This is a genomic window from Nostoc sp. CHAB 5715, assembly GCF_020829685.1.
Taxonomy (GTDB): domain Bacteria; phylum Cyanobacteriota; class Cyanobacteriia; order Cyanobacteriales; family Nostocaceae; genus Nostoc.
In genome coordinates, this window is the sequence record NZ_JAIVFR010000472.1 from 1 (window position 1) to 5658 (window position 5658).

At 41.9% G+C, this 5658-nt stretch carries 7 protein-coding genes and 1 CRISPR repeat array; of the genes, 4 read left to right on the plus strand and 3 right to left on the minus strand.

Annotated elements, in window-relative coordinates; all coding sequences use genetic code 11:
• The first annotated feature begins 334 nt into the window (after positions 1–334).
• Positions 335–957: a CRISPR direct-repeat array (repeat unit 37 nt; unit sequence GTTTCAGTCCCCGTGAGGGGATTTGGTTAATGGAAAC).
• Positions 958–1220: 263 nt separating this feature from the next.
• Together LC574_RS23520 and LC574_RS23525 are read right to left on the minus strand one after the other, a co-directional pair.
• Positions 1221–1463, minus strand: a complete 243-nt coding sequence (locus LC574_RS23520) for a hypothetical protein (protein WP_229455987.1) — start codon at positions 1461–1463, stop codon at positions 1221–1223.
• A 143-nt stretch (positions 1464–1606) separates the two neighbouring features.
• Complete coding sequence (locus LC574_RS23525; RefSeq protein WP_229455993.1) at positions 1607–1816, minus strand: helix-turn-helix transcriptional regulator; 210 nt, start codon at positions 1814–1816, stop codon at positions 1607–1609.
• Between the two features lie 270 nt (positions 1817–2086).
• Here LC574_RS23525 and LC574_RS23530 point away from each other — a divergent pair, with 270 nt between their 5' ends.
• Positions 2087–2380, plus strand: a complete 294-nt coding sequence (locus tag LC574_RS23530; protein WP_229455988.1) for a hypothetical protein — start codon at positions 2087–2089, stop codon at positions 2378–2380.
• Between the two features lie 78 nt (positions 2381–2458).
• On the opposite strand, the gene LC574_RS23535 is transcribed toward LC574_RS23530, so the two are convergent.
• A complete protein-coding gene (locus LC574_RS23535) occupies positions 2459–2692 on the minus strand; it encodes a hypothetical protein (protein WP_229455989.1) in 234 nt (77 codons plus the stop codon).
• Between the two features lie 318 nt (positions 2693–3010).
• Here LC574_RS23535 and LC574_RS23540 point away from each other — a divergent pair, with 318 nt between their 5' ends.
• The 3 genes from LC574_RS23540 to LC574_RS23550 form a co-directional block, all read left to right on the plus strand.
• Positions 3011–3871 carry a hypothetical protein gene (locus LC574_RS23540; protein WP_229455990.1) on the plus strand — a complete coding sequence of 287 codons (861 nt, stop codon included), beginning with the start codon at positions 3011–3013 and terminating at the stop codon, positions 3869–3871.
• On the plus strand, positions 3840–4874 hold the full coding sequence (locus tag LC574_RS23545) for an aspartate/glutamate racemase family protein (RefSeq protein ID WP_229455991.1): 1035 nt from the start codon (positions 3840–3842) through the stop codon (positions 4872–4874). Before LC574_RS23540 ends, LC574_RS23545 begins: the two co-directional genes overlap by 32 nt.
• On the plus strand, positions 4871–5658 hold a 788-nt coding region (locus LC574_RS23550), incomplete at its 3' end, for an AMP-binding protein (protein ID WP_229455992.1). The genes LC574_RS23545 and LC574_RS23550, both read left to right, overlap by 4 nt.

The window sequence follows — 5658 nt, forward strand, 5'->3', positions numbered from 1 at the left end:
GTGCAAGGACGTATCCTGATTTACTCAAGGCATTGGATGTGGCATTCGCAGAAGTGACTACAGAGAATTTACTCGGTTGGTTTACTCACTGCTGCTACTGTACTTCGGAAGACTGATAACCGCTATAAGCATCAACAACTTTCTGACGCAAGTCGAGAGAGTAGGCTTTCATAGCGACCAGTTATCAGTAGAATTGTTCTCTCCTAAGTGTACTGAACTGGACTGATAACCGCTATACTCTGCTGAATAAAAGTACGAACGTTGTTTAAGTTTTTACTGACCTTGATCTGTGGAAACCGTCTTTGTGTCCTTGGAGGTGATTGAGTTCAGAAATGTTTCAGTCCCCGTGAGGGGATTTGGTTAATGGAAACGGAGCAACTGGGCGTTCGCTTCAAATCTACGGGGCGTTTCAGTCCCCGTGAGGGGATTTGGTTAATGGAAACAAATCGGAGTGTATTGTTAAGAGCTTGCTGGTAGCGGTTTCAGTCCCCGTGAGGGGATTTGGTTAATGGAAACCAAAACGATTTATGCCCAATCTCTCAAGAAGAAGAGTTTCAGTCCCCGTGAGGGGATTTGGTTAATGGAAACCACAAATTCCCTGGCGGCGTGACACAGTTGCAGTTCTACACCCGTTTCAGTCCCCGTGAGGGGATTTGGTTAATGGAAACGTCTACTCTGTAGCTATCTGGACGCCAGTTGCTTGTTTCAGTCCCCGTGAGGGGATTTGGTTAATGGAAACATTGTGGCAGCAAATTCTTGGAAGCTGCCCCGGAAATGTTTCAGTCCCCGTGAGGGGATTTGGTTAATGGAAACATTTCATCAGTTCTATCAGTCGGCGCTTCTTGCCCGTTTCAGTCCCCGTGAGGGGATTTGGTTAATGGAAACAAAAGTCGGGTTGATTGGTATGAAGGTAGAGCCTAGTTTCAGTCCCCGTGAGGGGATTTGGTTAATGGAAACCGCTCGGTGCTGAAACTGTTACAGAGCAGCCTTCCTGGGAAGCATTTTGGCAAACCTCAAAAATAGGTCGATTTTAGCCGCTCTTATTGCGACTAATTCTCAACTGTCCTTAGCACTGAAACTGTGAAACTATTTACTTGTCAAGGTTCTGGCGATTTTGGCAGAACCCCAGGGTTTTTGACCCCGCTTCAACTTGCCAAACATCAAATTGATTCCATAATCATAAGATGTGTATTTATTATTGTCTATGAGTTTGTGGAGATTTAATCTCCAAACCCATATTCTCGCTCAATCAAACCCAACAACTTATCCTCGACAGCCGTCAAATACGGTCGCTTCAACTCCCCCAAGTGCTTCAGCACAGCACGGGCAGCCTCTTCTAAATTCTCGTTTTCCCGTAACCTACTGATGCGATCGCTAATCTGCTGCATCTGCTGACATTCCGACTCCAGGTAGTTCAATGGTTTCAGGTGGTCAATTCTGACGGTGTACTCCCCATCCCACATTGTGACTGTACAATTGAATTCGCCTATATGATTGACGATGCCCCAACAGCCGCCCTTACCCCTGAGTTCCGGGTTGTCCTTTGGAAGAATTTGGCAGACTTCACCGATTTGGTGGGCAAGGCGAGAGGAGTGAGCTTGAGAGGTTAATCATTGAATTTCACTCCTAAGTCAATACCAAGTACTCGCTCAATCTTCCTTAACGTGTCTTCAGGCAAAGCATCTCGTATTCGTTCTGCCTCAATATCGTGCCAGTAAGATCGACTGATTTCAGCTTCTCCTGCCAAAACCTCGACTGAACGCCCATCAGCTTTTCTAGCTTGTCTAATTTTTCCTCCTAAACCTGAAATTTCAATGTCTTAGGACTTACGCAAAAATCGCCCAAAAGCTTAATTTATCGAACCGCCAAGACGCCAAGAACGCCAAGAATTCGTAGAGCGTGCGTAAGTCCTATGTCTGTGTAGCGTCTGATTTTCACTATATCCACCTAAACCACCTCCTTTAATGTAAAACGTCGTCCTACACTTACTATATAATGTCGTACATCAGTTGATAACTGTAGACCGGCAGTCTACAATATTTATATAGAGAAAGCGCCCCCGACCGGAAATCTGAAGCGCTTCTCTATGTCCATTAAGACTTTATCAATTATGACTCACATCATCTACAGCCATCAACAGCTACAACTGAAATCTATTGCCCGTCTTAAGCAAATCTACAGCGAAATCGCCTGCACAGTCGAAGTAAACGACAAACGCTGCAAGGATTCTTGGATTACTGCGATCGCTGATTACCAAGCCACCAAGATTCAGAAACTCACCCCTGCTGCCCCCGACAACCAAGCCCTCGCCCAAGCCGAACTCGACCACCACATCGCATCCCAAGCCCAAGCCGTAGCGAACGTACCACTGAGTTTTTAGCTTTGGTATTCTGTGCTTGAATTGAACAAAGAAAGCGCGCTCCTGGATGAATTTTTCGTTTTGCACCTGGGGCTTTCTTTATTTACAATAAACTAGATAGACCACCTCTTCTATACTTCTGTAGCCATCTCGTGATTGTTGAAGTATCTCTTGCCAACGGTTTCCAATTTCTTGCTGTTCCTTTATCTGACCACTTTTTATCCACCACAGCATCTGTAATTTTTCTTTCTGGTTTACCAAATTTGCTGTTTGAAGACGTTTTTTGAGTTCTTCTTCACTCTCTACTATTTCCATCTTAAATGGGCGGCTCATGGCTATTTAAACTATTGAGTTGGCTTCTCCCTATTAGATGCAGCTTCATATTAAATTGGTATTAAATGCTTATTAGCTTATCACCCCTTTGCTTAAAACAAAAAAAGAGTTTAACTTTACATTAAGTTCACTAATTCTTTAAAAATTTTGCTTTTAAAAATTAGTATTATTTTAGATGTAGTGAATTTTTAATAGTTCATCAGTATAGTCAGATGTATTCAGTTTCTTAGCTACACTATAACGATGAAATTTTAGCCAAAAGCCATAAAATTTCTCCCCACTTGCTGTGTTTCTTCAGAGGAGTTTACAAAAACGTCTATGTCTTTGATCGCGTCAACATCTAGCATTATTAGTACGGTTACCACTGTTATCAACACGGTTTCTGACGAAAAGTTGCAACAGGTTTTGAGTCAGAGTTTCTTGGAAGCAAGTGAACCACTGCAACATTGTGAAAACTTTTTTGATCTGTTACCTACCCATTGTTGGTCAAGCAAAATGCTAGCCACAATCTTTCATTCCTGGAAAGCTACGCACTTGAAAATGTTAGGTATATATGGGCTATCTTGCCGTTTACAACGTCTTGCTTTAACCAGAGATACTCAAGAACGGCAACAATTATTGTTAGCTAGCGCTTTCAATGCTGAAACTAGTCACGAAGATTTGGGGTTAGACTACGAAGGTGTAACTCACGCTGCACTCTATGAAGATTTTGCTAACAGCTTTTTAGGAAATTACCCTTGGCAATTAGATGAATATTGTTTACCCCAAGCGCGTGATTTTAAGAAATGGATATATCACAACATGGTGGTAGATGATATTTACAAGGGGTTACTTACAAATATGTTTTCAGAAATTTACAACCACGGTGAGTATACTAGAGCCTTATTTGCTTTTTCAGAATTAACTGACAAATATTACCACTTCTCCCCTGAAGAAAAAAAGAAAGCTCTGTTCTATATCGGTGTTCATGTTGCAGACGAAACCGAAGTGGCTCACTTTCAAGTGGTCGTCAAAGCCTTGAATGAGTACAACAAAGCTACTAATACTCCAATTGACTATACACAAGCAAAACTTTTGTTTAAGGAGTATCTGACTCGGCTAGGTACTGTAATGGAAGCACTAACTATAGAGATGAGACAAGAAATAAATGCAGCAAAACATCTGCTATCCATGCCTTAAACCTCAAGCTCAACATTTTTTTGAAGATGCTCAACAAGCTATTGCTGCAACTTTAGATTTTCGACAACATCTGTATGCGATCGCCCAAAACAAAAAGCTCCGTTCAGAAGCTGTTGAGGATCAAAGTTACCCCAATGAACTGATTGTGCTTAGACCAAAACAGACTCAAGCACCTCCTTTACTACTATTGGGTGGAATGGGCCCCATAGCAGGTTTAGGAGCTTTTGAGGTAGCCTGTCAGATGTTCCAGAACAGTAGAGAAATTATTCTGTTTCAAGCTTGTTCACTGCCTAATCGAACTACGGTCATTCAACAAAAGACTCAAATTGGTGCATCTCAAGAGCCAGATTTGGTGGTGATGCTGGCGATCGCTATTCGAGAAGCAATGCAGTACATTTGCTCTAGCGTTGAACCTGTTGAGTTCATCGTCCTGTGCAATGGCGCTCATTATTTCTTACCTGAAGTAATGCAGCAACTCTTGCTTGATTATTCAAAGATATTTTTCAGACTGCAATGGATCTCTTTAATTGACACTACAATACAGCACTTGCAACAGCAAAACTTTTGTCAGCCTTTAGTTCTATGTACTACAGCAACGCGGTTAGGGTGTGTTTACTCTCGACCACTTCAAGAAGTGGGCATTGTTTGCTTAGAACCCAACGATGAATTGCAATCGATATTAATGCAATCTATTTATCAAGGAATAAAAGCATTTGATTGCGATTTTGCTTGTAAAGTTGGTGAACATTTTTTCGTTGAGTTACTCAAGACCCTGCCTGCTGTTGACTGTATCATCGCTGGATGTAGCGAAATTCCGTACTTGCTGGAATGGATGAAGACTAGCTCTTCTAATCAAGTAAAAGGGTTCTTATCAAAATTAGAAATTATTGATCCTGTACAACTAACTTTGAACAGCAGACTTAAATCCTTGCAGCATTTGGGGACAGTAAGTCATGAACGCCAAGAAAAATCAAATAGTCCTCATCACGGAAATCAACGATGAATAACTCGTTGCAACAATTAATTCAGAGCCGTCATGTTCACCCAAATAACCCTTTTATAAAGTTCGATAAGAAAGATGTTGAACTATCGGTTCCTGAGCGCTTCCAAAAACAAGTGCATATATATCCCGAACGTATAGCGATCAAAACTGAGGAGCATGTGTTCACATATGATGCCCTAAATCAGTTCGCCAATCGGATAGCCAGGGCTATCTTAACCCAGCGCGTTCAGCTTTGCTGCGCCGAAGGCGATCGCCAAGCAGAACCAATTGCACTGTTATTTGAAAGTGGTGCTGCGATAATTGCTGCAATGCTGGGTGTATTGAAAGCTGGAAAGTTTTATGTACCACTAGATACCTCGCTGCCACAGGCAAGGATTAACTATATCCTGGAAGATTCACAAGCGGGTTTGTTGCTAACAGATAGCAAGAATATCTCATTTGCCAAAAAATTACAAATCAGCGGCTTAGAAATACTCAATATTGACGAGATAGATTCCAGCATTTCTGGTGAAAATCTAGATTTACCTCTGCAACCAGATAATTTTGCCTACATCATTTATACTTCTGGATCAACAGGGCAGCCCAAAGGCGTGATCCAAAACCATCGTTATGTTCTGTATCTGACGATGAACTATACCAACAGTGGTCATATTTGTGCCAATGACAAGGTAGCGCTTTTGTACTCCCCAAATTTTGCTGGTGCTGTGAGGGATATCTTCTGCTCGTTGCTCAATGGTGCAATTCTTCTGCCATATAACGTTAAACAAGAAGGGCTAATAGGTTT